The sequence below is a fragment of the Actinocrinis sp. genome, from assembly GCF_035605935.1.
In the GTDB taxonomy this organism is placed as follows: domain Bacteria; phylum Actinomycetota; class Actinomycetes; order Streptomycetales; family Catenulisporaceae; genus Actinocrinis.
Window position 1 is genome coordinate 1 of record NZ_DATNGK010000078.1, and the last position, 2,248, is coordinate 2,248.

Genomic DNA, 2,248 nt, shown 5'->3' on the forward strand with positions numbered 1-2,248 from the left:
GGCTGACCACGCGCGCCGAGCCTCATGCCATCTGTCCACCATCCCTTCCAAAAAGCAAAGACAGGAGAGAAGTGAAACTCAAATCCGCGATCCTCAGACGATCGCGCTTCGTCCGCCTCGGCGTGTTCGTCGCCGTCGCCGGGCTGCTCGCCTTCGCGACGATCGGTTCGGCGAGCGTCAGTGCCAACGCGGCGGTCCCGACCGCCCAGGCCCAGGCGGCAGCCGCGACATCCCTGCCGTGCGACCTGTACGCCGCAGGCGGTACGCCCTGTGAGGCGGCGCACTCCACCATCCGCGCGCTGTATGCCTCCTACAGCGGGCCGCTGTACCAAGTGAAGCGCGCTTCCGACAGCGCGGTCTCCGACATCGGGTTGCTCGCGGCCGGCGGCTACGTCAACGACGCGGCGCAGGACTCGTTCTGTGCCAGCACCTCCTGCACCATCACCAAGATCTACGACCAGACCACCAACCACAACGACCTGCCGATCTCGTGGGGTGGCTACTGGAAAGGCCCCGGTGCCAACGGCGCGGACATCGGCGCGAACGCGACCGCGTTGCCGCTGACGATCGGCGGCCAGAAGGCCTACGGGGTCAAGGTGACCCAGGGCGTGGGTTACCGCGTCGACAACGCGAAGAACGTGCCCACCGGCTCGAAGCCCGAGGGCGTGTACATGGTCACCTCCGCCAACTTCGTGGACCAGTGGTGCTGCTTCGACTATGGCAGCGGGGAGAACTCGCACACTGACACCGGCAACGCGACCATGAACGCGATCGAGTGGGGCACCGCGTGCTGGTTCGGCGGCTGCACCGGCTCTGGCCCCTGGGTCGAGGCCGACCTGGAGAACGGCATGTACAGCTCCAACACGGGGCCGAACCAGCCGAGCTACACCGGAGTCAACTTCCCGTTCGTCACCGCGATGGAGAAGAACAACGGCACCAGCAACTTCACCCTCAAATACGCCAACGCCACCAGTGGCGGGCTGACCACGGGATTCTCAGGTCCTTTACCCAACGGCTACTCCCCGATGAAGACCGACTCCTCCATCCTGCTGGGCACCGGCGGTGATAACAGCAACAGCGGGGTCGGAGAGTTCTTCGAAGGTGCGGTGACCGCCGGCTACCCCTCGGACGCCACCGAGAACGCGGTGCAGGCGAACCTGGCGGCTGCGGGCTACTCCTTCGGCAGCGGTTCCACCGGCGGTAGCGGACCGTTGCACGCGGTGGGTGCCGGCAAGTGCCTGGACGACCCGAACTCGACCACGACGCAGGGCACACAGCAGCAGATCTACAGCTGCAACGGCGCGGCCAACCAGACCTGGACGCGTACCTCGTCCGGTCAGCTGAGCGTCACCGTCGGCGGCACGACACTGTGCCTGGACGCGAACGGCCAGGGCACGACGAACGGCACGAAGGCGATCGTGTGGTCCTGCAACGGCCAGGTCAACCAGCAGTGGAACTTCAACGCCAACGGCACCATCACCGGCGCACAATCAGGCCTCTGCCTCGACGTGACCGGAGCATCAACCGCCAACGGCGCCCTGGTCGAACTCTGGGCCTGCAACGGCGGCAGCAACCAGCAATGGACCCTCGGCTAGCCCGAGGCCGCAGCCGTCCACAGAGACCGCGCTCGGCTCGCCGGGGGGCGAGCCGAGCGCCGATCGCACAGCTGTCCGGTGCGTTTCCAGCCACGGGCCGCAACTCTGATATGCCCAATAAGCAGGAGGACGCCGTACGACATGTTCGAGGCCGACAACGTCTACAAGGTCGACGGTTCGAACACGTACCTGATGATCGTGGAGGCGATCGGCACCGACAGCAACCCGTTCACCGCCGACACGAATGTCACATTCCCGGCCGGCACCCCGGCTTGGAGCCAGGACTTCTCCAGCGGCGAGGCGATCCGCAGCGGCTAGGACCAGACCATGACCCTCAACCCGTGCAAGATCCAGTACCTCTACCAAGGGAAGCATCCGTCAGCGAATCAGAGCTACAACCTGCTGCCCTGGCGGCTCGGCCTGCTGACCCAGACCAACTCCACCTGCTAGCAGAGCACTTACATGCGCCCCGGCATTGACGGGAGTCTTCGGCTGGCCGCCACTGCGGTGCACGCGTCAGCCGAAGACGCGGCGCTGGATCTCGCGCCGGTAATCCTCGAGCGTGTTGTCCAAATGCATTCCGGCCGCCTGGGCGGCGGCCTCCGGGTCGCCGCCCCGGATCGCCTGGTAGATCGCGGCGTGTTCCTCGATCG

General features: G+C 66.1%; 2 protein-coding genes and 1 pseudogene. 2 read left to right on the plus strand and 1 reads right to left on the minus strand.

Annotated features, from left to right (window positions below):
- Positions 1–71: 71 nt before the first annotated feature.
- Positions 72–1,595 (plus strand): arabinofuranosidase catalytic domain-containing protein, encoded by a 1,524-nt coding sequence (locus VN779_RS06910; RefSeq protein WP_325721305.1) that lies wholly within the window; start codon positions 72–74, stop codon positions 1,593–1,595.
- A 135-nt stretch (positions 1,596–1,730) separates the two neighbouring features.
- Positions 1,731–2,045, plus strand: a pseudogene (locus VN779_RS26365) (non-reducing end alpha-L-arabinofuranosidase family hydrolase); the annotation flags it as partial.
- 66 nt (positions 2,046–2,111) lie between these two features.
- Here VN779_RS26365 and VN779_RS06925 read toward each other — a convergent pair.
- Positions 2,112–2,248, minus strand: a 137-nt coding sequence (locus VN779_RS06925; protein ID WP_349260681.1) for an FCD domain-containing protein, incomplete at its 5' end; no start/stop codon positions are given.